This window comes from Paenibacillus sp. 79R4, from assembly GCF_013393165.1.
Lineage (GTDB): Bacteria > Bacillota > Bacilli > Paenibacillales > Paenibacillaceae > Fontibacillus.
In genome coordinates, this window is the sequence record NZ_QJOT01000008.1 from 103099 (window position 1) to 125921 (window position 22823).

16 protein-coding genes are annotated in these 22823 nt (G+C 48.1%); 12 read left to right on the top strand and 4 right to left on the bottom strand.

What is annotated here, in order from left to right:
• The first annotated feature begins 281 nt into the window (after positions 1-281).
• The 4 genes from bglX to DMN77_RS13205 all read left to right on the top strand — a co-directional run bounded on the left by bglX (position 282) and on the right by DMN77_RS13205 (position 6059).
• Complete coding sequence (bglX, locus tag DMN77_RS13190; protein ID WP_179015475.1) at positions 282-2405, top strand: beta-glucosidase BglX; 2124 nt, start codon at positions 282-284, stop codon at positions 2403-2405.
• 154 nt (positions 2406-2559) lie between these two features.
• Positions 2560-3633, top strand: coding sequence for a helix-turn-helix domain-containing protein (locus DMN77_RS13195; protein WP_179015370.1), 1074 nt, complete (start codon positions 2560-2562; stop codon positions 3631-3633).
• A gap of 6 nt (positions 3634-3639) precedes the next feature.
• Positions 3640-4893, top strand: a complete 1254-nt coding sequence (locus tag DMN77_RS13200) for an FAD-dependent oxidoreductase (protein ID WP_179015372.1) — start codon at positions 3640-3642, stop codon at positions 4891-4893.
• 251 nt (positions 4894-5144) lie between these two features.
• On the top strand, positions 5145-6059 hold the full coding sequence (locus DMN77_RS13205; protein ID WP_068782634.1) for a DUF5692 family protein: 915 nt from the start codon (positions 5145-5147) through the stop codon (positions 6057-6059).
• A gap of 78 nt (positions 6060-6137) precedes the next feature.
• Here DMN77_RS13205 and DMN77_RS13210 read toward each other — a convergent pair whose 3' ends face one another.
• The 4 genes from DMN77_RS13210 to DMN77_RS13225 all read right to left on the bottom strand — a co-directional run bounded on the left by DMN77_RS13210 (position 6138) and on the right by DMN77_RS13225 (position 11288).
• Positions 6138-7277: a toxic anion resistance protein gene (locus DMN77_RS13210; RefSeq protein WP_068782633.1), complete on the bottom strand. Its 1140-nt coding sequence runs from the start codon at positions 7275-7277 to the stop codon at positions 6138-6140.
• 24 nt (positions 7278-7301) lie between these two features.
• Positions 7302-8990 carry a vWA domain-containing protein gene (locus DMN77_RS13215; protein ID WP_068782632.1) on the bottom strand — a complete coding sequence of 563 codons (1689 nt, stop codon included), beginning with the start codon at positions 8988-8990 and terminating at the stop codon, positions 7302-7304.
• A gap of 13 nt (positions 8991-9003) precedes the next feature.
• Complete coding sequence (locus tag DMN77_RS13220) at positions 9004-9747, bottom strand: hypothetical protein (RefSeq protein WP_068782631.1); 744 nt, start codon at positions 9745-9747, stop codon at positions 9004-9006.
• Between the two features lie 284 nt (positions 9748-10031).
• Positions 10032-11288, bottom strand: a complete 1257-nt coding sequence (locus DMN77_RS13225) for a chitinase (RefSeq protein ID WP_068782630.1) — start codon at positions 11286-11288, stop codon at positions 10032-10034.
• Between the two features lie 403 nt (positions 11289-11691).
• Between DMN77_RS13225 and DMN77_RS13230 the strand changes: the two genes are divergently transcribed.
• The 8 genes from DMN77_RS13230 to cas3 all read left to right on the top strand — a co-directional run bounded on the left by DMN77_RS13230 (position 11692) and on the right by cas3 (position 22618).
• On the top strand, positions 11692-12627 hold the full coding sequence (locus DMN77_RS13230; RefSeq protein ID WP_179015374.1) for a DNA-binding transcriptional repressor DeoR: 936 nt from the start codon (positions 11692-11694) through the stop codon (positions 12625-12627).
• A 239-nt stretch (positions 12628-12866) separates the two neighbouring features.
• Positions 12867-13532, top strand: a complete 666-nt coding sequence (deoC, locus tag DMN77_RS13235) for a deoxyribose-phosphate aldolase (protein ID WP_068782628.1) — start codon at positions 12867-12869, stop codon at positions 13530-13532.
• A gap of 70 nt (positions 13533-13602) precedes the next feature.
• A complete protein-coding gene (locus DMN77_RS13240) occupies positions 13603-14004 on the top strand; it encodes a cytidine deaminase (protein WP_068782627.1) in 402 nt (133 codons plus the stop codon).
• A gap of 432 nt (positions 14005-14436) precedes the next feature.
• The gene (locus DMN77_RS13245; protein ID WP_068782626.1) at positions 14437-15615 is read left to right on the top strand and encodes a NupC/NupG family nucleoside CNT transporter; all 1179 of its coding nucleotides are present in this window, start codon (positions 14437-14439) and stop codon (positions 15613-15615) included.
• 252 nt (positions 15616-15867) lie between these two features.
• Positions 15868-17049, top strand: coding sequence for a phosphopentomutase (gene deoB, locus DMN77_RS13250; RefSeq protein WP_179015375.1), 1182 nt, complete (start codon positions 15868-15870; stop codon positions 17047-17049).
• Between the two features lie 22 nt (positions 17050-17071).
• Positions 17072-17779 carry a purine-nucleoside phosphorylase gene (gene deoD / locus DMN77_RS13255; protein WP_179015377.1) on the top strand — a complete coding sequence of 236 codons (708 nt, stop codon included), beginning with the start codon at positions 17072-17074 and terminating at the stop codon, positions 17777-17779.
• 175 nt (positions 17780-17954) lie between these two features.
• Positions 17955-19256, top strand: coding sequence for a pyrimidine-nucleoside phosphorylase (locus DMN77_RS13260; RefSeq protein WP_068782623.1), 1302 nt, complete (start codon positions 17955-17957; stop codon positions 19254-19256).
• 908 nt (positions 19257-20164) lie between these two features.
• Positions 20165-22618, top strand: coding sequence for a CRISPR-associated helicase Cas3' (cas3, locus tag DMN77_RS13265; protein ID WP_179015378.1), 2454 nt, complete (start codon positions 20165-20167; stop codon positions 22616-22618).
• Positions 22619-22823: the final 205 nt, after the last annotated feature.

A 22823-nucleotide genomic window follows, 5' to 3' on the forward strand; every position in this document is an offset into this window, starting at 1 on the left:
TTGCCGGAATGACGATAAGGCTAAGGTGATGAGTCGTACATCGTAAATTTCGAAGGCGTACGCTCAAATGGTAGCTGGCTCATGCGACATTTCGGCTCCAGGCAAGCTAAAAACGATTATTTATGGAGAATTCAAATTTTCTCTCGAAACGTTTCGATTTTAGTGGTAACTTATTAATGTAGAACATGAATTTATAAAGATATTAATAAATCAAAACGATTCGCAATGAGTGGAGGAATTCATCCGTGACAAGTCAACGTATTAGTCAATTAGTGAAGGAGATGACGCTGGAGGAGAAGGCGGCCCAGCTATTGCAACTCGCAGCTACTTTCTATGAAGACGGAGATGGGCAGATTACCGGACCGATGGAATCGCTGGGCATTGGCGAGACAGAGGTTAATTATGCCGGATCAGTGCTGGGCATCTCGGATCCTGAGAAGATTATTCAAATACAGCAAGCTTATTTAGCCATGAACAGACTCGGAATTCCGCTTCTGTTCATGGCGGATATTATTCATGGATTTAAGACGATCTTCCCGATTCCGTTAGCGATGGGCAGTTCCTGGGATTTAGAGCTGGCGGAGAGAAGTGCTGAGGTAGCGGCCAGGGAGTCGGCGGTGTCAGGCTTGCATGTGACGTTCGCCCCGATGGCGGACCTCGTCCGTGATCCACGATGGGGTCGGGTGATGGAGTCGACGGGCGAAGACCCTTATTTGAATGCTCTCTTTGCAAGGGCGATGGTTCGTGGATTCCAAGGAGAGGATTTGACGCATGAAGTTGATCGTGTCGCTGCTTGTGTGAAGCATTTCGCCGCTTATGGACTGGCTGAGGGCGGCCGGGATTATAACACGGTTGATCTGTCTGAACGTAGTTTGCGTGAGTATTATTTGCCAGCCTATAAAGCAGCGCTGGAGGAAGGCTGTGAGATGGTGATGACGTCGTTCAATACGATCGACAGCATTCCAGCAAGCGGCAACCGCAAATTAATGCGTGATCTGCTGCGCGGCGAGTGGGGCTTTGATGGAGTGCTTATATCGGACTGGGGGGCGATCGGAGAGCTGATTCCCCACGGCGTAGCCGAGGATGAGCGCGAAGCAGCACTGAAGGCAGTCATCGCCGGAGTTGATATTGAAATGATGACGCCGGCCTATGTACATCACATTCCGCAGTTGGTGGCAGAAGGATTGGTTGATGAGGCGCTGGTTGATGAAGCGGTTACGCGCATTCTGGAGCTAAAGGAGAAGCTGGGACTGTTTGACAACCCGCTCCGCGGCGCTGATCCCGAGGCAGCGCGGGAAGTTGTATACTGTGATGAGCACCGCCGGATTGCGCAGGAGCTGGCTGCGAAGTCCTGTGTTCTGCTTAAAAATGAAGGGGTACTGCCGCTGCGCCGTGAGCAGAAGATCGCGGTTATCGGGCCATTCGCCCAGAGCGGAGACATCCTGGGCTCCTGGTCCTGGGCGGGGTCGCGGGAGACGGCGGTGCAATTAGGTACGGCCATGCAGAAGCTGGCTGGTGCGGATCAGATTGCCCTCGCGGAGGGCAGCGATATCATGTCCATCAGTGAGCAGCAGCTGCAGCAAGCCCAGGCCGCAGCGCAAGAGGCTGATGTGATCGTCCTGGCCCTGGGCGAAGCCTCTGCAATGAGCGGCGAGGCAAGCAGCCGCAGCGATATCCAGCTTCCGAAGGCTCAGCTTGAGCTTATTCAAGGGATGAAGCGTCTTGGGAAGCCGCTTGCTGTCGTGCTGTTTAATGGTCGTCCACTCGACCTGCACGGGGTTATAGATCAAGCGGATGCTGTGCTCGAGGCCTGGTTCCCGGGCAGTGAAGGGGGCGCAGCCATCGCCGATCTATTGTATGGGGGAGTCAACCCTTCCGGGAAACTGACGATGTCATTCCCTTATGCGGTTGGACAAGTTCCGGTTTATTATAATCACTATAATACCGGTCGTCCGAAACCTGCGGAGGATACGAATGAGCAGTATGTGTCCAAATATTTAGATATTCCTAATGCGCCACTACTGCCTTTTGGCTACGGATTAAGCTATACGACATTTGAATATGGTTCGCTGGAATTGTCTTCTGAAAAGATGACGTCGGAGGCAGCTATTAAAGTGTCCATAGAAGTTCGCAATATCGGCGAAGTGACAGGGATCGAGACGGTTCAGCTCTATGTCCGTGATATTTCCGGTGAAGTAGTGCGGCCTATGAAAGAGCTTAAGGATTTCCGCAAGATTGAACTGGCTCCAGGGGAAGCGGCACAGGTTGTATTCGAGCTTGGCGAGGAGCAGCTTCGCTATTATCATAGCGATCTGTCCTTCACCAGTGATGCTGGAAAGTTCGAAGTCTTCGTTGGGCCAAACAGTCGTGATACTAGGCAAGCCGGATTTCATCTCGTTAAATAAAGCGATATAAAAGCGATAGCAGATTTATATACAGCCGCTCTGTGCAGTTTTCTCGCATGGAGCGGCTGTAATTCATTTCACGGTGTGTAAGCCCTTTATTTCATATACTCAAGAAGAGAGGCAGAAGGAATGGGAACGGTAGGGAGGGATGGAAATGAATGAGCAGCAGAAGTACCGGATTATTATGCAGGGGATGCGCAGCGGCAATGTGGCGGAGACCTGCAAGGAATTTGGCATTTCCCGGACGCTGTACTATCGCTGGTACCATGCTTATATCCGTCAGGGTATGGCCGGTCTGAGCGAGAAGCCGCGCCTGCCGGTGATGCCAAATCAGGTGGATCGCAGGACAGAGCGGATGATTCTGCAATATGTGGTGCGCTCCCCGGAGGATGGGCCAAGACGAATTTATTATGAGCTGCAGGAAGAAGGCATCCGTACGGGAGAATCGGGAATATATAATGTGCTGCGCAGACATGGACTCAGCCGCAGGGGGGAACGAGAGAAATTTGCTGAAGAGATCAAGAGCCGGAAGGGAAGCCGTGGCCGAAGATCTGATTCCGGTCAAAGCGCGGACAACCGACAGCTTCATTCAATGCGGCCCAAGGGTGAGAGGCATCCTCAGCTGGATTACCGAATGGAAGATGCGGAGCATGCTTATCCCGGATATATCTGCCTGCAGACCATTCAATATTTGGGCAAATTCCCGGAGGTGGGGAGAGTATATCAATATATTATTCTTGATTCTTACTCCAGACTGGCTCTCGTTAAGCTGTACAATCAGAGGTCGTCGATCAACCTGATCGATTTCATGCGCTTCAGGATTATGCCGCTGCTTCGAACCTTTCATCTGAAGATAGACCACCTGGTCACGAATAAGAGCCAGGAATTTTCAACCGCCTGGGAGCGGGGGACGCATAAGTATACGGATTATTTACATAAGCATGACATTCATTTCATAGCGTATAGTGCCGATCATTCCGAAGTATTCCAGCCCTTGCATGAGTTCACAGGCGTATTGATGAACCGGTTCTACCAGCCGCTTTGGCATGAAGGAAGCCCATCTTCCTTCGATTCGCTCGAACAGTGTCTTGATCAGTATATGAAGCACTATAACTACGTTCGCCCTCTGGAAGAGGGGGGAAACAGGGGCAAAATTCCTTCGGATATTGTGCTGGACTCCAGAGGAATACAGGAGCCGCTGCCATTATGGCTGTATACGAGGAGATGAGTTATTTTGGCGGGAAGAGAAGGGCATATCGGAATTGTTGGGGCGGGCATCTCCGGATTATCCCTAGCTTATGAGCTGGAATTAAGGGGGTATCGCTCCGTCACCGTTATGGAGCAGGCTGACCGGGTGGGCGGCAAATGCTGCTCCATTGAATATAAAGGTCGGACCTATGAGATGGGCGCTTTGATCGGCTTGCCATCCTACGGAAAGACGATGGAGTATATGAAGAGATTTGATCTGCTGGAGAAGGGGCCGCTGTTAGACAGAGGTTTCTTCCACCCGCATGGAGGCAAAATCTCGCAGATTCCTATCGAGCAGATGCCTGATTTCGCTCGTGAGTTCAAACGTCTGCCAGCGCTGATGAGCCGCTATGAAGCTGTCAGAGAACCTGGGTTCAAGCCAATGCTACCCGAACTATGCAAGCCGTTCTCTACCTGGTGCAATGAGAATGGGCTAACTGTGCTAAGGCAAGTATTTATGCATTATTTTTGCGCCTTCGGCTTCGGCAATATAGATGATGTACCGGCGGTATACGTCTTGAAGCTGCTCAATTACGATAATTTGGTGTCATTTATTGAGATTACGCATATGATCTCCTGGCCGAACGGTGTCACCGAGCTGACGCGAAGAATGGCAGACCGGGTCTCTGATCTGAGATTGACCTGTGAGGTACAGCAAATTCGCAAGGAGGATACGGGCAGGGTTAGAGTGGAGACAAATCAAGGGCCGCTATTTTTTGATAAAGTGATCTATACCGCTCCCCTGCAGGACTTTGCCCATAGAACCGAGTTAACCCGCGAGGAAGGGGAGCTGTTCAAGAGTATCAGGGACGAGAAATTTCGCGTCTATGCCTACAGGGTAGATCATATGCCCAAGCTCTCCGGATACATTCCCGGCAATATGGGACTTGGGTCCAGAGGGCAAATGATGGCGTGGTATTACAGATGGGCAGACCTGGCCGAGACCGATCTGATCACGGTTTATGTAGCAGAGAATGAGGGCATGAGTGACGCGGAAATGCGTGAAAATATCGAGTCTACACTGGCAGGGCTTGGCGGTGAGAATATCCGGCTGTATATGATGAAACGGTGGAATCACTTTCCGCATGTGGATACAGCGGCGCTGGAGAGCGGGTTTTATGAGCGGCTTGAAAGTATGCAGGGGAAGTATGGCATTTATTTTGCAGGCGAAATTATGAACTTTCCGACGCTTGAAAATTGTATCCGTTATGCTAAAGCACTAGTGGACCGTTATTTTTGAACTAGTCGTTAATTGTCGAATTATGCGAATATTTTACTTTCAAGTCGTGTTTACAGATAAATGATGAATTTCCCGCGTTATACACGGATTTTAGAATGGAAAAGCAAGGATAAGCATAGTGTTAACCTATCTCCAAAGTAATGTCTACGAAGCCTATAAGGACGGGCCTTCTCGGGATTTGATAGCTTGGTCATGAATCGATATATTCAAAGCGAGAAGCGAATACATCGATGAAAGAGGAGGCTAATACAATGTTCCTATTTGAGGCAATGCCTTGGTATTCTATCGTGATGTGGTTTGTTGTGCTTGCCGGCTTGATGCTGGTAAATGAACTGGCGCGAATGAGTAAATGGGTTTCTCTGGCTCTCTTCCTGGTGCTGCCAGTTGTGCTGACGATTGCGGTATGGCCAAACACGGCGGGGGAAGGTTCAAGCGTGGGCACCTGGTTCCACTGGGTTAAGGTCTATTCAGCGCTTGCTGGTTGTCTAGGATTTATGGCTTTAAGATTCATGAAGGGGATGGACAAAAATAAATACATGCTGATGTTCCCGGCGATTATTCTAGCGATAAACATTCTTGAAGCCGTTATTCGGGATTTTCAGGTATATAGCCTGAACGGAATGGTAGATGGCGTTATGATGATTGGCGGTCCATGGAACATCATGAACGGCATCGCCGGCTTGCTGAATATTATTACGATTTCCGGATGGATGGGCATTGTAGTCAGCAAAAGCCGCTCCCGAGACATGGTCTGGCCGGATCAGCTCTGGTTCTGGATTATCGCCTATGATATCTGGAATTTCGCTTATGTGTACAATTGCGTATCCGACCATTCTTTCTATGCCGGTGCTGCCCTGCTTATCTCTTGTACGATTCCGGCATTCTTCTTCAAGAAGGGGGCCTGGCTGCAGCATCGCGCCCAGACGCTGGCAATTTGGATGATGTTCACGATGTCCTTTCCGGCATTTGTAGGTGAATCCAAGTTCGCGGTGCAATCTTCACATAGCGAGACGGCATTATGGGTCGTCAGCGGTTTGTCCCTGGCAGCGAATATTGCTGTATTCATCTATCATATCTATAAAATTACGAAGCATAAGCGCAATCCGCTCAAGGTTGAAGTGTATAGCGATTTGAAGGCATACAAGGCGGTCGCTGAGCAGAACTAAAGATCCGATCATGAAAAAGAAGAAGCTGCGCCTTATAGGTGCAGCTTCTTTCTATATTTAACGTTTTGACCCTGCTTCTTATAGTCCCAATGCTTTACCCTTTTCAAGGCGCCGGATCTGCTGCTCGCCGGTCTCTGCCAATTCCCTGAATTGGATGATCGTATCCCGCATTTTAGGAAGCGCCTCCTGCTTGTAGGTACTGATCGAATCAAAGGCTTCAATCACATCCGTGAAGGCCTGCTTAAGCGTATCCACGGAAATCGACGATTCCAGCGCCTGCTTCTGGATGGCTGCCCCCTGATCCTTCAGCATTTTGGAGGTGCCGCTGATCAAATTATTAGTCGTCTCATTAAGCAGTTCGATCTTCTTCAACACGATGCGCTGGTTATAGAGGGCGCTTGCAACCGTAACGGATATTTTCAGGGCCGATACTGTCACATTACGCGCTCTATCTACGCCGCGGATCAATTCCTTATTGTTTCGGATGACAACCTCGATCGCCATAATGCCTTGCTGATTGACGACCAGCATCTGCTGCAGGTCCATTAAGCGCTGGCGTAGTGGGAATAAGACTTCCTCGGTAATGAAGCGAATTTTCTCTTCCGATTCCATGCGTGCTTTTGCCGCTTCGAGCTGGGTTTCGATCTCCTGATCCATGTATGAGCCGAGTTGAATTTCTTTTTGCAGCTTCTTGGTCAGTTCTCTTAATGCCTGTTGTTCGAATTCCAGCGTCGTATTGTCGTTCTTCAGGATGGTCTTGCCCTTTTCCAGGGAGACAATGATATCGGAGATGACGGAGTCAGCTCTTTGAAATTTGGCGAAATAGGCTCGCAGCGGGTTAAAGAACATGCCGAGAATACCGCTCTTGGCAAAATCGATGGCGCTCGGGTCCAAATCTTTGAGCTGCAGCTGCAGTTCGGTTAAGCCCTTGGCTACCTGGCCGCCCTCATCGCCGGTCTTGGACAGGTTCCCTACGGATACATGCAGCAATGCATTTTTCTCCGAAGAGGTTCTCATCGTATTTATACCGAAGGTATCGATGGATTGCAGAATCTCCTTCCGCTTCTCTAAGGAGTCCAAATCAAGGTCGAGAATCGCCGACACGTTATTTGTTGCCAGCACTTTAAGCTCTGTTACTTCCTCCGGCTCCGGTTTGACCTGTTCTTCAATTGCGTTCTTCAATTCCTCCGGGCTGACTACTTCCATGGAAAATGACATTTCAACCTCTCCCTATATCAAAATTTACATTTGCACATTTAATAAGTTGCCTATTTTATACACAACGTCATCTGTATCCGCATTGATGCTAGCTGCTTCGTTAATGCTGGAAATGGTCTGAAGCGCCTGGATATTTGCAGTATATCCAATGGTGTATATAGGGATTTTATAGGTCTCGATCAGCCCACGGATATCTTTGAGAGAATGGCCTTCATTGGTCTCTCCGTCGCTTAGGACGAAGATCAGCGGCTTTACGTCAGGGTTAGCGGATATTTGATCCTGCAGCATCTTCATGGCGACCACAATTGCGTCGAAGGTAGCTGTTCCGCCGCCAGCCTGCAGGCTGTTAATCGCACCGACAAACATGGATTGCTGATTCGTATCATAGATACCAATTGGTAGGTTAATCGTTACATCGTCAGAGTAGGAGACAAGACCAATGCCGTTATCTCTGCCCAGAAATTTCTGACCTTGCAGCAGTGATTCCTTCAGTCTTCTTAGCGGTTCTCCATCCATACTGCCCGATACATCGGCTACGAAGACTGCGGCGATCGGCTTATTGCCGTTCTTCTTCTCCTTCCACAGCTTCTGGGCTGCGGACAGGGTATTGCCGTCGACCGGTTTCAGTTCTGAGCGATAATCTTCCAAAATGTTGAAGCCTTTGTCCTTGCCCAAGCTTTGATATTTATCCTGCTTGGCGAATTTGGCGAATTCCTTGATGATGTCCAGCTTCTCCTTGGGCAAATCGCCAAGCGCGTACAACGGGCTGTCATGCCGCACGCCAAAGGGGGTGAATTCATAGCCGCCCTTCAGATCTGCCGCATTTGCATAGAGCTGATACTCAAGCACAAAGGAATCCAGAGCGCCAGTCTTGGCCGCATCGCGCATTTGCAGAGTTGTGGAAGCAATAAACGGCACGTTGGCCTGGAATTTCTCGAAGCCTTGAACCGCAGTGTCTCCAAGAAGGTTCGAGCTGTCAAAGGTGGAGAGTGCTGTGACCAGGAAATTGAGTCCAGTCGAGCTGGCAAAGGGGTCCGTATAACCCATGGACAGCTCATTATCGGCTATCGCATCCGTAATGGTCTTCACATTAACGGCGCCGTACTTCTCTACAAGCTCACTGTACTTGGCCTTACTGGTCACAATTCCGGCGACATTGCCCACAAGTCTCTCCGTCACCATCTCGGCTTTGATCCCTTGTGCCTTAACCATCTCACCCCATAGCTCATTGGAAGGGGTGAAGGCGTCGGGGATATATTTCCCGGAGCGAATGTAATCCGTGGCGGTACCTGAAGCGATATTGCGAATTTTGACCGAGGCGGTCTGACCGTTGACTGAGATTTGAGCTTTGTTGAACTCCTCAGCAACCTCATTTAGCCAATCGTCGGATCCTGTCCCGGATTTCTCAGGGGAGGAGAAGATCTCAACGAAGCTATCCGTTGTATTGTCCACCGTAATCGGGAACTTGGATATATCGGGCAGGGAATCAGCGATATTAACCGGATCAAGATCGATCTGTCCCTTTACCGGTTCCGCGTTTGTTATGCGAATTTTGTTATAGAGCTTCTCCAGCCGCTTCGAGGCATCCTCCGTAGTGATCTGCGTCTCGGATTTGCCGATATTGGAGGTCAGATTGATTCCGAAATAGACCAAGGCAAATACGACCACCGCTATGATTGCAAGTACTATAAATGATTTTCCTCTTCTCGCCATTCTCATCTCCCTTTCATTGCTTATAAAATTTAGTCTGATTAATCAGTGCGTCGATCTCTTTCATACAAGGCATTTCCTCGACATCCTTATAATCCGTGCTGCCTAGCTGTGTGATCTCCAGCAGGAGCTTATCAAGCTTCAGCAAAATCTCTTCGTTTGCACCAATGTAGCCTCTGATCGATGCTATATATTCATCGTATAAGAGCTTCTTCTCCTGAATCAGCCTGTTGGAGAAGCGTCCGGAGGCTTGCTGATTGGCCAGGCCGGAGAATTCCGAAGCATCAAATACGCTCAGCTTATTAAGAAGACCTCTAACATTGAGATAAAATAATTTCTCAACCTCGTTGATCACAGAATTAAATTTCTTATAACTTAGCTCGGTCGAATCAAATCGCTGTCCAAGGACCTCCATCAAGGTTCCTTTCTTCTTCTCGATTCGCTCGAGCTGATCCAGGGACAGGACAATATCGCTCTTCAGCGGAGTGATGCCCCTATAATGATACAGCGCCTCTATGTAATCCTCGTGTATAATTATGTCTTTAACGGGTGTCGGGGCAGGAGGTTTAAAGAGCAGGCTATAGCTCCCATTGAGCAGGACAAGAAAACTAATGACCAGCAGCGTTACGCCGAGGGCAGTCTGGAGAACGCTATCTCCGCCTATGCGCAGTCCAATGAGCCCTGGGGATAAGATAATGACATTCAGGAGCACAATTCCGACGATAAGTCCTAACAATTTGGGAAGCTTCGAGTTGTTCAAATGCCACACCTCCTTTGCTAATACCTAGATTATAGCAGCCCATAAAAGGCTATGTCGCAAAGCTTTTTTTTAATTTTAGCAGATATTAACTGCAATGGCTCCTAAATATTTGTAATCAAGAGCCACCCGGGGCCTGTGTTAGTTATTACGGGATTAAGGAATCATTGTTTCAAAAATTTGAATTGTTTAAATTGAACTAATGATTGTAAGGCATTTATAAAAAAAGCGATTCCATGGAATAAATTCCATAGAACCGCTTGCTTCTTCTTAAATATGCATATGAATCAACTCTCAAAAGGTTTCATATTAAGCGTGTCAACCTTCTCCCCGGAAATATCGAGGCCCATTCGCTTCGTAATATCACGATAGTGGCCGGCACGGCGCTGCACAGGACTTCCCTCGGTCTCCCCGAGATTGGTCTCCAGCCCGTTCAGCACCATGATCGTAATGCCAAACCCTGGACGATCCAGCCCGAGCTGCTTTTCCTGGGCATTCGGTTTCCATCTGCCAACCATGACATCATGCGCGGATGGCTTTGGCGCTTGCGGTGTCATCCAGAATAGAATGGCAGTCATATAGCCGATTTTACCGTCGGCGGCCACGATCTCGGGGTTATCGAGCAGGATGCTCTTATCTCCATAAATAATCGAGCTGAACAGGCCATAGTTGAAGTTCCAACTTAGCATAATCGGGCCGCGGCCGTAATAACGTTTGCCTGCTGTTCCGGGGAACAGCTTGGCACTGGCCGGATCAACGAAGGCATCCATATTGGCGCCAGTTCTTCCCGCGATATTCTCATTCCAGAACAGTCCCCATTTGAGCGGTCCGCCAGGCGCGGTCGCCCATCCCCCGCCGGTTTCGTGCGATAGATTTGCCAAAAATGCAGCCAGTTCACGCTTGCGGTCTTTCTTGAACCCTTCCTTCAGGAAGGTCCCGCAGTCGACGATGACCGTATCGATCGGCTTGATTTTGTTCGCAGGTGAATTGAAGTCGTCGGAGCGAAGGACAAGCGTCTCGACCTTGGCTTCTTTATCCAGTCTGTAAATTTCCTGGGCGGTGCTCCCTGCACGGGTGCTGATTTTAATCTTGATATTTGATACTTCCGCAACAGCATTTAATAGATTATCATAGGAGAAATAGTCGCTTTGATCGGCTTTGAAGTATTCTTTGCCATCAGCTACCTTGAACCATTCCTTGGAGCCGAGGCGATAGGGAAACAGATCTTCGAAATCCTGCTTGGTCAGGAGGTTTTTTACCGCTTCAATCGCTTTGTCCGGCAAATAATCCGGATCAAGGTCCTCCCATTCCTGGGCGATATCTTTGCGGCTTAACAGACGATTCTCGCCGACAGCAAGGAAACTTCCTTCATATTGCACCGGTTGAATAATAGGGGAGGAGGCCGTCTGGCTGACTGCTGCCGTCATGTTGGTCAGCTCCGAGGCGTGCGCCGAGAGGGGAACAGCCAGCAGTGAAATACATAGAGATAAAGTGGTTGCAGTACGTAATGCAGTGTGAATCAAAGGATACTTCCGAACGGACATGCGCATTCTCCTTTTTCACTTTTTTGGATAACGCTTACATGGTAGCAATGCGCATTTTTTTTGTATATAGGCGAACTTGCCCATGAAGATTTGCGAGTGTGTCGTTCGGCATATACGATCAGGTGAGGAGGAATGACTATCAGCAGGGGTGTTGTTGTAGAATAGAATCGTCCTTCATGTCGAAGCAGTGTTTGATCATTCTGGAGGCCTAAGACTTGGATATTACCCTAACGACCGTGTATATAGGCTAATTGAACGTGGGATAAAATCCTATTCTATTAGGGGGAATATTTTATAATCCTCGGTTAGGTACCCTATTTCACAATTAATTGTTAAAATGTAGGGGAGAGCAGTGTGCAACAGATTAAACAGAAATTATTTCTAATAAAAGTAGGTCATTCACATGGATCAAGATAAACAAAGATTGAGTATTGAGGCAGCAAGATTATATTATTTATCGGATTATAGCCAGATCGATATAGCCGCCAAGCTGGGGGTCTCCCGTCCGACGGTGTCCCGGCTGCTGCAATATGCGAAGGAGCAGGGCTATGTGCGGATCGATATCTCTGACCCTTTGGAGGATTTGAACGATCTTGGCGCTCGTCTTAAACAGAAGTACGAACTGGAAACGGTGCTAGTCTGTTATTCGCCAGTGAATGAGTACAAGGAGATCCAGAAATATATCAGCAAGGCTGCGGCCGATTATCTGCACGAGACGGTTCAGAATACGGATATTATCGGGGTCTCCTGGGGAAGAACGATGCATGTTGTCGCGCTTCAGCTCCAGCAGAAGCAGGTCCGTGGCGTCGAGGTTGTGCAGCTTAAGGGGGGCATCAGTCATTCCCATGTCAATACGTATGCAGCGGAGACGATGAACCTGTTCGCTGCGGCTTACCATACGATTGCGCGGTATTTGCCGCTCCCGGTTATTTTCGATAGCGTAGCGCTGAAGGAGATGGTGGAGAAGGATCGCCATATTCACCGTATTATTGAGCTTGGCAAGCAGGCAAATATAGCTGTATTTACAGTCGGGACCGTGAATGATGACGCGCTTTTGTTCCAGTTGGGGTATTTCAGTGAGGAAGAGAAGCAACTGCTGCAGACCAAGGGAATTGGCGATATTTGCTCGCGCTTCTTTGATGCCGAAGGCCATCTGTGCAGCGAAGAGATTAACAATCGAACAGTAGGTATTGATTTGTCGGACTTGAAAAATAAAGAGAAATCGATCCTTGTTGCCGGGGGACAGCGCAAGATCGACGCGATTCGCGGCGCACTTGTCGGCAAATACGCCAATATTCTGGTGACGGATCAATTTACTGCCCAGGCTTTGTTACAATAGAACGATCCTCGTTGGATGAAGGAGATGGAGCTTTTTCTTTTGCTCAATACCTTGTCTAACGGGGATTTTTTGTATGGGTTTTGTACAAAATACTGGGGCAGGGCTGTGTTCACAATATTGAGATGAACATAATTTCAATAGCATATTTACATTTGTTCAAGCTGCATGTTATGATACCCATGTAGTTAATTAAGGCAATTCAGTAATACATGAATTAAGAATAGAAGGGGTGTTACAGCATGAACATAGCACGTATGATTGACCATACGCTGTTGCGTGCAGATGCGACACAAGCAGAGATTTCTAAATTGGTAGAAGAGGCGAAGCAATATCAGTTTGCGTCTGTATGTGTAAATCCGACATGGGTATCTTATTGTGCTGAGCAGCTTGCCGACACAGAAGTAAAGGTATGTACTGTTATCGGGTTCCCGCTTGGCGCAACAACCTCCGAAGTGAAAGCATTCGAGTCGAAGAATGCGATCGACAATGGTGCGAAGGAAATTGACATGGTCATTAATATCGGCCAACTGAAGGCTGGCAACGATGCTTTTGTACAGCAAGATATTGAATCGGTTGTGCAAGCGGCTTCGGGCAAAGCGCTAGTGAAGGTCATCATTGAAACTTGCTTGTTAACGGATGAAGAGAAAGTGCGTGCCTGTGAATTGTCCGTGAAGGCAGGCGCTGATTTCGTGAAGACTTCGACTGGTTTCTCTACAGGCGGGGCGACACCTGCGGATGTTTCATTGATGCGCAAAACAGTTGGTCAAGAAGTAGGCGTGAAGGCCTCTGGCGGTGTTCGTAATCTCGAAGATGTGAACAAGATGATCGAAGCGGGCGCATCTCGTATCGGTGCCAGCTCTGGTGTAAGTATTGTGAATGGATTAACTTCATCATCTTCTTATTAAAATAGCGGCGTGCTTCATTGGAGGCCAGAGGTATTTCGATGAAGCACCTCTCAAAGAGGAGGAATGGCTTATGAAAGATAAATTGATTCAAGAGGCATTAGAGGCGCGTAAGACGGCATATACGCCATACTCTCATTTTCAAGTCGGGGCAGCGGTATTAGCAGATGGCGTTATCTATCGCGGCTGTAATATCGAGAATGCATCCTATGGTTTGACCAACTGTGCTGAACGGACCGCCATTTTCAAGGCTGTCTCGGAAGGCAAGAAGAAGATTGAGGCTGTTGCGGTGGTTGCAGATACGGAAGGTCCGGTATCTCCATGCGGAGCCTGTCGGCAAGTACTTGCTGAATTTTGTGATAGCGATACCAAGATCTATTTGACAAATCTTAAGGGGCATACGGAGGAATGGTCGATGTCCCGCTTGCTGCCTGGAGCTTTCTCGGCTGCGGATATGGATAAGGAGAATGATTAATTCATCTCCTATATGTATTTTGTAAGCGGTAACAGAAAAATACTAATTTTACATGTTCAAAAAGGATGCTTTTCAGCATCGGGGAGGTTGAATAGAGCTGGGGAAGAAAGGAGTTCCCGCAGGCCTTATCTGCGTTACAGCTGTAGTAAATATTATGTACCACAGGCGTGGGCAAAAACTGCGTGAGCATCGGAGGGCCCGGCTGAAATTCAAGCTCCATTGTCCAATAAGCATTCGGTGTTACTTCGTGTTAAATATAGAATTTATGGTTGTCAGCCAGGCTGATGAAATTCTATATCGCAAGAAAACCTGCCTTTGAATCGCGGTCGCTGATCCTTGAATGACTTCGATTGGTTTCTTATCAAAAGTAGACTTTTTGACCAACTATCTAATATACAACTAAATAACATGCTCAAGCGTAGGGGGAACATCATGAAATATGTTATTGCGATTATCGGTCTGCTTGCAGTCTTTGGACTCACTTACATCACGAGTAAAGATCGGCGTAACATACGCTATCGACCGCTTGTGCAAATGATCGTTCTACAGGTCATTCTTGCATTTTTGTTGCTTAATACCAGTATCGGCGAGTTTCTGATCAGAGGTTTTGCCTCGATCTTTGAATCTTTGCTGGCCTATGCGGCGGAAGGGATCAACTTTGTATTTGGCGGTATTGCTAATGAAGGACAAGCACCGTTCTTCCTGACTGTATTGCTGCCCATCGTGGTGATCTCCGCTTTAATCGGTATTTTGCAATATACGAAAATATTGCCTTTCGTGATTAAGTACATTGGTCTGGTGTTAAGCAAAGTTAACGGTATGGGTAAATTGGAGTCCTACAACGCGGTTGCCTCCGCGATTCTGGGCCAATCCGAGGTATTTATATCGGTGAAGAAGCAAATTGGCTTGCTGCCGGAACGGCGCTTGTATACATTGTGCGCCTCCGCGATGTCAACGGTATCCATGTCTATTGTCGGCGCATATATGACAATGATTGAGCCGAGATATGTGGTGACAGCGCTTGTCCTGAATCTGTTTGGCGGATTTATCATCGCATCGATTCTGAATCCGTACAGAGTGTCCAAGGAAGAGGACATCCTTGAAGTGCAGGAAGAAGGCAAGCAATCGTTCTTCGAAATGCTCGGCGAGTATATTATGGACGGATTCAAAGTGGCGATTGTTGTTGCCGCCATGCTGATCGGCTTTGTGGCCCTGATTGCCCTCGTAAACGGCATTTTCGGCAGCGTGTTCGGGATTACGTTCCAGGAGCTGCTTGGATACGTGTTTGCACCGTTTGCCTTCCTGATGGGAGTGCCTTGGAAAGAAACAGTCGATGCCGGAAGCATTATGGCGACGAAGATGGTAGCTAACGAATTCGTAGCGATGCTGGACTTAAGCAATATGACGACGCTGTCTCCGAAGACGGTCGGGATCGTCTCGATCTTCCTTGTCTCCTTCGCGAACTTTTCATCGATTGGTATCATCGCCGGCGCTGTCAAAGGGCTGCATGAGAAGCAGGGGAATGTGGTGGCCCGGTTCGGCCTGCGTCTATTATATGGCGCAACGATGGTAAGCGTTTTGTCTGCGATCGTGGCGGGCATCTTCCTGTAAGCAACAGTCCAGAAGGTTTGTATTCAAGAGCGAATTAGTTTACCTTTTAATTGTAAAGAGCGTTCCCGGAAGTCCGTATCAAACAGATGTGGACGCCTGCGAATTGCTTATATTTAAGTGCGAGTTCAAGGAGATCGATGTGTAAGCAGCGAAAACCCGCTGAACAACCCTACAGGGATGTTTCCTGATATGTAATCAGCAGCGGGCAGAATTCTTGAACGACCTCTTTAAAAAAGGGAAGGGGAATACCACATGAAATCTTTCAAACGAATTCACCTGATTGTGATGGACTCGGTAGGTATAGGAGAAGCGCCGGATGCAGCGCAATTCGATGACGTAGGCGCGGATACATTCGGACACATCGCGGAGCAATGCGGTGGACTGAACATGCCTAATATGGCGAAGCTTGGATTGTCTAATATTCGCCAGATACCAGGGGTAAAAGCAGCGGACAAGCCTATGGCTTATTACTGTAAAATGCAGGAGACATCCCGCGGGAAGGACACGATGACAGGCCACTGGGAGATCATGGGTCTATACATCGATACTCCGTTCCGCGTGTTCTCGGATGGATTTCCCGATGAACTGATCCAGCGGATTGAAGAGAAGACAGGCCGCAAGGTGATTGGCAACAAGCCAGCCAGCGGTACAGAGATTATTAAAGAGCTAGGGGAAGAGCATGTGAAGACCGGGGCGTTGATCGTATACACTTCCGCTGATTCAGTGCTGCAAATTGCGGCGCATGAAGAGGTTGTTCCGCTTAAGGAACTGTATGAGATTTGCGAGTTCTGTCGGGAAATCACGAGAGATGATCCTTACATGCTGGGAAGAATTATCGCTCGTCCGTTCGTGGGTGAGCCCGGCAACTTCACACGTACGGCGAACCGCCATGATTATGCGCTCAAGCCTTTTGGCCGCACGACGATGAACGAATTGAAGGATCAGGGTTATGACGTGATTTCTTTGGGCAAGATCTCCGATATCTATGATGGCGAAGGCATTACGAAGGCGATCAGAACCAAGTCCAATATGGACGGTATGGATAAATTTATCGCCACTCTAGATGAATCATTCACAGGCCTTAGTTTCATTAATCTGGTTGACTTTGATGCCCTGTTTGGCCATCGCCGCGATCCGCAAGGATACGGTCAAGCGTTGGAGGAGTACGATGCTCGCCTGCCTGAGGTATTCGCTAAGCTCGGTGAGGACGACTTGCTGCTGATTACAGCCGACCACGGCAATGATCCAACTTACAAGGGAACCGACCATACGCGTGAATATGTGCCGCTCTTGGCTTACTCGCCACGCTTTACCAATGGCGGACGCGAGCTTCCGCTGCGTCGTACATTCGCCGATATTGGCGCTACTGTTGCCGATAATTTCGGCGTGACGCTTCCCAAGTATGGCGAGAGCTTCTTGGCTGATTTGAAATAATTGATCATTGGAGGAACGAGAAATGAGTGTACACATTGGTGCGAAGCAAGGCGAGATAGCAGAGACAATATTGCTGCCGGGGGACCCGCTCCGGGCGAAGTTTATCGCGGAGACGTATTTCGAGGACATTTCCTGCTATAACGAGGTACGTGGAATGTTGGGATTTACCGGAACCTATAAAGGCAAACGCATCTCGGTGCAGGGCACAGGCATGGGAATTCCGACTACAAGCATTTATGTGAATGAGCTTATCAGTGAATATGGCGTAAAAAATTTGTTCCGGGTAGGCACCTGCGGCGCAATGCAGGAGCATGTGCATGTGCGTGATGTTGTGCTTGCGCAGGCATCTTGCACGGACTCCAGCATGAACCGTCATGTGTTTGGGGGATATGACTTCTCCCCAATCGCCAGCTTCCCATTGCTGAAGGCTGCTTATGACAACGGTGTTGCTAAAGGCTTGACCCTGCATGTCGGCAACATCTTCAGCTCGGATATGTTCTATCGCGATGACAAATCCATTGTGCAGAAGCTGATGGACTATGGCGTACTTGCGGTAGAGATGGAGACAACGGCTCTGTATTCTCTGGCTGCCAAATTCGGGGTTAGGGCGTTAACAATTCTGACCGTCAGCGACCATCTGCTGACAGGGGAAGAGACAACGTCACAAGAGCGTCAGACGACTTTCCACGATATGATGGAGGTTGCGCTGGAAACAGCTATTTCTCTGTAAGAGGTTGGTTGAGCAAGTTCGATTTTGATTTTGAGGTAGCTTCCCCCCATCTTCTTCCCGGTGCTGAAAACTGCGCTTTGTGAATACGCACTGCAAGATCGTCTTTACAACAGTAAGAGCTTGGGACATACATCAGGGCATACAACAATACTCTTGGAGAGCGAGGAAATCGATAATGAGAATGGTTGATTTGATTGCGAAGAAACGGGACGGCAAAGAGCTGACGACAGAGGAGATCAACTTTGTTATTGAAGGTTACACGAACGGAGACATTCCGGACTATCAAATGAGCGCCTTTGCTATGGCGATATATTTCCGCGACATGACAGAACGGGAGCGGGCCGATCTGACTATGGCAATGGTGAATTCCGGAGATACCATCGATTTGTCGGCGATTGAAGGTGTTAAGGTAGATAAGCACTCCACCGGCGGCGTAGGTGATACGACCACCCTTGTTCTGGCACCTCTTGTAGCTGCGCTGGATATTCCGGTTGCGAAGATGTCCGGTCGCGGACTTGGACATACAGGGGGCACCATCGACAAGCTGGAATCGATCGAAGGATTCCATGTGGAGATCAGCAAGGACGAATTCGTAAGTCTGGTTAACAATCACAAGATTGCGGTTATCGGTCAGACCGGTAACCTTACTCCGGCAGATAAGAAGCTATATGCGCTGCGTGACGTTACGGCAACTGTTAATTCCATTCCATTGATTGCCAGCTCGATTATGAGTAAGAAGATCGCTGCCGGTTCAGATGCGATTGTCCTGGACGTGAAAACCGGCGCCGGCGCCTTTATGAAGACACCGGAGGATGCGAAGGAGTTGGCTCATGCCATGGTTAGCATCGGCAACAATGTCGGGCGCAAGACGATGGCTGTAATCTCCGATATGAGCCAGCCGCTCGGTCGCGCGATCGGCAACTCGTTAGAGGTACAGGAAGCGATTGATACGCTTCGCGGACATGGGCCGGAGGATCTTGAGGAATTGTGCCTCGCCCTCGGTAGACAAATGGTATACCTTGCCGGCAAAGCCTCTTCGTTAGAGGATGCAGAGGAGCAGCTGAAGGAAGTTATTCGCAACGGCAAAGCGTTGGATAAATTCAAGGAATTTATCGCGAACCAAGGCGGGAATTCGGAGGTTGTAGATCATCCGGAGAAATTGCCACAAGCCGCATACCGGATCGAAGTTCCGGCCCGGGAAGACGGTGTCGTAGCGGAGATTGTGGCCGATGAGATCGGAACGGCAGCTATGCTGCTTGGCGCAGGCCGCGCAACCAAAGAATCCGAGATCGACCTTGCTGTAGGTCTGATGCTGAACAAGAAGATCGGCGACGCCGTGAAGGCGGGCGAATCCCTGGTAACGATTCATGCGAATCGCGAGAAGGTGGACGATGTGATCGAAAAAATCTACGCCAATATCCGCATCGCTAATCATGCCGAAGCTCCGGTGCTGGTGCACGAAATCGTGACGGAGTAAATGATTGGCGGGAAGCTGGTAATTAGTAACCTGGGAACATAATGACGCGCGAGCGCCAATCACGCGAGCAGAATCCGGGCAGATGCCTGGGATTCTGCTCGTTTTTTGTGCGCCAGCTCGCGGCGCTTGATGTTTGGCCGCATGAAGCCGTCGGCCTACTATTGGCTTGTCAGCTGGCCCTGGGGTTGCCCTGTCGCTAAAAGAACTATTGATGCACCACCGCAGCTGCTCCATCCCAGCTGCTCCTATCGCTAACGGAACTATGGCTGTCTGACTCGCCAACTAACCGCCTCATCCGCAGCGGCCCCGGTCGCTAATTGGAGCTATCGCTATCTGTCCCGTCAACTAACTGCCCTATCGCAGCAGCCCCCATCGCAAACGGAGCTATCGCAGTCTGACCTCCCCAAACTAACCACCCTATCGCAGCAACTCCCCACGCAAACGGAGCTATCGCAGTCTGTCCCGCCAACTAACCGCCTTATCCGCAGCGGCCCCGGTCGCTAATTGGAGCTATCGCTATCTGTCCCGTCAACTAACCACCCTATCGCAGCAGCCCCCATCGCAAACGGAGCTGTCGCTATCTGTCCCGCGAACTAACCGCCTCATCCGCAACGGCCCCGGTCGCTAACGAAACTACGACACGCTATTGCCGCGAAATCGGGGCAGTTTCAAATCTAACGAAACATCATATCGTTATTTGCCTCCAAAACAGGCCAAAACCCGGCAAATTCACGAAATAACGTTACCCTGTTTCGTTAGAATTTTTAAGTGGCCAATTTTGCCCGAATAGCGATTGCCAGTTTCGTTAGAATGGCAGGGGTTCCTCATAGAATGTCGAATCATCCTTATATAAGGGGAATATTGTATTTTTTGGGTTAGCATACTTCTGTTGTCGGGAGGAATAGTTAGTGCAGTTTATAGCCCATATTCGCGAAAGCGATGGTCACATTCAAACGGTCGAGGAGCATTTACTTGAGGTCATGAAATTGGCGGAGAGTTATGGAGTGAAAATGCAAATTAAGCATATCACCGGACTGGCAGGTTTGCTGCATGATTTAGGTAAGTACACCCATCGGTTTGTGGAATACATACTAGCTGCGACCGATCTTAACTCTACGGATAAGCCGAGAAGAGGCGAGGTCGATCATTCAACAGCCGGAGGTAAGCTGTTATTCGATTTTTTCCACAATAAGAATCACGATTCTTATAAGATCATTCTTGCAGAGATCGTTGGCAATGCAATCATCTCGCATCACTCCTATTTGAAGGATTTCTGTGGTCCAGACTGGGAGTCGGAATATTTGAAGCGGGTTAAGGAAAAAGTGGCAGGGTTAGAGGAATACGAGCTAAGTAAAGAGATTTTTTTCGAAAATGTGATGAGCGAGCGCGAGTTTAATGATTATGTAGATCGTGCGGCGGCTGAGCTTGAACAATTCCTTCAACAGAATAATCCCCAGAACTTTGAATTAAATTGCATGTTTCTAACTAAGTTTATATTCAGTATTCTGATCGATGCAGATCGCACGAATACGAGGTTATTTGAAGCGAATCAGCCCGATGAAGAAGAACTGGACACTAATAAGCTTTTTACCCTTTATTACACCAGATTGATGAATCACATATCCGAATTGAAAGATCGGGAGGACGCAGATTCAAACATTAATCAGTTAAGAAGCAGAATGTCTGATCTATGTGAGCGTTTTGCCTTGAATCCATCGGGGATATACACATTGTCCATTCCTACCGGAGGAGGGAAGACGCTGGCTAGTTTGCGTTACGCACTAAGACATACCCAGGAGTTCGAAAAGCGAAGAATCATTTATGTGTTGCCATACACAACGATTATTGAACAAAATGCTGAAGAAATCCGCAGGATTCTGGATGATCGGGACCATATTCTGGAGCATCATTCAAATGTGGTAGAAGATGATATTCAAGATGAGGACGATGAGTTGCAGGATGGTTACGTAACAGCCGGGCAACGGTTGAAACTGGCTAAAGACAACTGGGATGCACCTATTATTTTTACGACGATGGTACAATTTCTAAATGTGTTTTATTCAAAGGGCAGCCGCAATATCCGCAGACTTCATAATCTATCTAACGCTGTTATTATTTTCGATGAGGTTCAGAAAGTGCCTACGAAATGTGTCTCCCTCTTTAATTTGGCGCTTAATTTTTTAAAAGAGTCTGCTGGGTCAAGTATTGTGCTCTGTACGGCAACCCAGCCTGCACTCCATTATGTAGAGAAGGAACTACACCTGAATCAAGAACCTGAAATGATCACCTCTATTGATGATGTAATCGAGGCTTTCAGGCGTGTGGAAATTGTGGATCGTACGACGGAGCCTTTTAATACGGAACAACTAGCCGAACTTGTCCTTGAACGCATTGATGACCCGAATGACATCAATAATGTATTGATCATTTTAAATACGAAGACGGTTGTTAAGAAGCTGTATAACCGAATGAAAAAATGGGGGACTTCGATCCCGATCTATCATCTTAGCACATCCATGTGCTCGAAGCATCGGAGCGATATATTAGACAAGGTTAAGGAGCATTTAGCAAAGGAAGAGAAGGTCATTTGTGTCAGTACGCAGTTAATTGAGGCCGGGGTGGATATCAGCTTCGACTGTGTTATTCGTTCTTTGGCTGGTTTGGATTCCATTGCGCAAGCAGCGGGAAGATGCAACCGTCATGGAAAAGATCCATTGCGTCAGGTGTATGTCATCGATCATATAGAGGAGAATCTAAGTAAACTGCCCGAGATTGAGGCCGGGAAGCGTATTGCTCGGAACCTGCTTATAGATTTAAGACGCGATTCAAGTGCCTACGGGGGGCATTTTCTGTCCCGATCGGCAATGGAACTGTATTTTGAAAGTTTCTATATGGAACAGGCGGCAGATCTTGATTATGACATAAAAGAATTAAATAGAAGGAAGATGACGGAACTGCTATTTGGTCCCAAAGGCGACTCTGACTCTTATTACTCGGCTTATAGACGCAATAAAGGTATAAATCTGCCCCTAATGCTGGCCAATAGCTACGGAACTGCTGCTAAGTATTTCGAAGTCATTAAGCAAGCAACAACATCGGTGATTGTCCCTTATGGTGAGGGGGAACAGGTCATCGCTGATTTGAACGGAACTCCTTCTGTTGAGGATCTAACCACAATATTACGTTCTGCGCAACAGTTTACAGTTAATTTGTACTGTCACGAGTTTGAACAGTTGAATGAGAATGATGGAATCGATAGCTACTTTGAAGGGCAAGTGTTGGTTTTGCGTGAGCGGGCCTATAGCAAAGAATTTGGCTGTGACCTTGAAAATGATAGCTCCATGGCCTTCCTAGGCTATTAATCTGGGAAAAACCTATCTTCGCTGTTAAATGGCAAGATAGGTTCCCTAATAAAATGCTATATCTTTCAATCCGCGCTAATCGCTAGCGACGCTTTATTATAACATAAAATTGGTAGGCATAAAATTGAATCTAATATACATAATTATTTCATATAACATTTTATTAGATTTATATTGACTCTAATATTTGGAGGGGATACAATAA

What these genes read in the sequence shown, in the direction of transcription:
- bglX (WP_179015475.1), top strand. Translation starts at nt 282, where the DNA reads ATGACGCTGGAGGAGAAGGCGGCCCAGCTATTGCAACTCGCAGCTACT.
- DMN77_RS13195 (WP_179015370.1), top strand. Translation starts at nt 2,560, where the DNA reads ATGAATGAGCAGCAGAAGTACCGGATTATTATGCAGGGGATGCGCAGC.
- DMN77_RS13205 (WP_068782634.1), top strand. Translation starts at nt 5,145, where the DNA reads ATGTTCCTATTTGAGGCAATGCCTTGGTATTCTATCGTGATGTGGTTT.
- DMN77_RS13210 (WP_068782633.1), bottom strand. Translation starts at nt 7,277, where the DNA reads ATGTCATTTTCCATGGAAGTAGTCAGCCCGGAGGAATTGAAGAACGCA.
- DMN77_RS13215 (WP_068782632.1), bottom strand. Translation starts at nt 8,990, where the DNA reads ATGGCGAGAAGAGGAAAATCATTTATAGTACTTGCAATCATAGCGGTG.
- DMN77_RS13225 (WP_068782630.1), bottom strand. Translation starts at nt 11,288, where the DNA reads ATGTCCGTTCGGAAGTATCCTTTGATTCACACTGCATTACGTACTGCA.
- DMN77_RS13230 (WP_179015374.1), top strand. Translation starts at nt 11,692, where the DNA reads ATGGATCAAGATAAACAAAGATTGAGTATTGAGGCAGCAAGATTATAT.
- deoC (WP_068782628.1), top strand. Translation starts at nt 12,867, where the DNA reads ATGAACATAGCACGTATGATTGACCATACGCTGTTGCGTGCAGATGCG.
- DMN77_RS13240 (WP_068782627.1), top strand. Translation starts at nt 13,603, where the DNA reads ATGAAAGATAAATTGATTCAAGAGGCATTAGAGGCGCGTAAGACGGCA.
- DMN77_RS13245 (WP_068782626.1), top strand. Translation starts at nt 14,437, where the DNA reads ATGAAATATGTTATTGCGATTATCGGTCTGCTTGCAGTCTTTGGACTC.
- deoB (WP_179015375.1), top strand. Translation starts at nt 15,868, where the DNA reads ATGAAATCTTTCAAACGAATTCACCTGATTGTGATGGACTCGGTAGGT.
- deoD (WP_179015377.1), top strand. Translation starts at nt 17,072, where the DNA reads ATGAGTGTACACATTGGTGCGAAGCAAGGCGAGATAGCAGAGACAATA.
- DMN77_RS13260 (WP_068782623.1), top strand. Translation starts at nt 17,955, where the DNA reads ATGAGAATGGTTGATTTGATTGCGAAGAAACGGGACGGCAAAGAGCTG.